The organism is Actinoplanes sp. NPDC051633 (genome assembly GCF_040681735.1).
Taxonomy (GTDB): Bacteria; Actinomycetota; Actinomycetes; order Mycobacteriales; family Micromonosporaceae; genus Actinoplanes.
On sequence record NZ_JBFAZH010001816.1, the window covers coordinates 1 to 1065 of the forward strand.

The 1065-nt window shown below is 72.2% G+C and carries 1 protein-coding gene and 1 pseudogene; both read right to left on the bottom strand.

The window, feature by feature from the left end:
• Positions 1-27 precede the first annotated feature (27 nt).
• A complete protein-coding gene (locus tag AB0M20_RS45410) occupies positions 28-456 on the bottom strand; it encodes a roadblock/LC7 domain-containing protein (RefSeq protein ID WP_364307877.1) in 429 nt (142 codons plus the stop codon).
• Positions 446-1065, bottom strand: a pseudogene (locus AB0M20_RS45415) (sensor protein); the annotation flags it as partial. The pseudogene AB0M20_RS45415 and the gene AB0M20_RS45410, both read right to left, overlap by 11 nt.

Here is a 1065-nt window from a genome sequence, read left to right on the forward strand (position 1 = left end):
CGTCGGCCAGGTCGGGGTCCGGGTCGCTCATCGGGGCAGGTGTTGCCGGGATTCGGAGATGAGCGCCGGGGTCAGCAGCGCGCCGAACCGGTCGGCGAGCCGGGAGATCTCGTAACCGACGAGGCCGACGTCGCTGTCGCCGCCGGCGACCACGCCGAGGACGCTGCCGTCGGAGATGACCGACACGAGCAGGAAGCCGCGCCGCATCTCGATCATGATGAGCTTAAGGCCGTCGAAGTCGTACCGGCGCGACGCACTGCGGGCCACACTGGCCAGGCTGGAGACGATCGCCGCCAGGTGATCGGCCTCGGCCCGGTTCAGCCCGTCCGACGCGGCGATCAACAACCCGTCGGACGAGACCGAGACCGCATCACGGACCCCATCGGTCTGATGCACGAAGTTACCCAGCAACCAGTTGAACTGATGCCGGTCGGCGGTGGTGGTCTCAACGCTCATGGTGAGCTCCTTCGAGAGCGGGAGGGTGCGGGGGAGAGTCGCCGGTGCCACGCTGGACACCGCGGCGGAAGGCGGTGAGCCGCGAGCGGACGTCGTCCGGGGTCTCGACGGCCGGCGGAGCCGGGTCGCCGCGTCGGTGGGCGGCGACCGCGATCGGCTCGGGGACGGCCCTGCGGGCACGCGGGGTGCGCTTCTTCAGGCCGTTCTCGGTGCGCGCGGCGCCGTCCCCGGCCGGCTGGAACGTGTAGAGGTCCTCCGGAATGCGCTGGGCAGGCACCGCGGGGACGGTGATGTACTCGACCTCCGTGGGCTTGACCCGCACGGGCGGCAGCGCCGGCACGGCGACCTGGACCGCGACGTCCTGAACCGCGGCGTTCTCGATCCTGGCGGCGAGCGCCGGCGGTGGCTCCGGCGCTTCCAGCTGCGGAGGCGTCTCGGCGAGCAGGTGCGCGGGCAGGGTGAGCCGGGCGGTTACGCCGGTGACGGGGGAGGGGGTGAGTTGGACGTCGATGCCGAGGTCGAGGGCGAGGCGGCCGACGACGTAGTGGCCGAGGAAGCGGGCGGGGGCGCCGAGGAAGTCGCCTTCGCCGCGGAGTCGTTGGTTGGCGA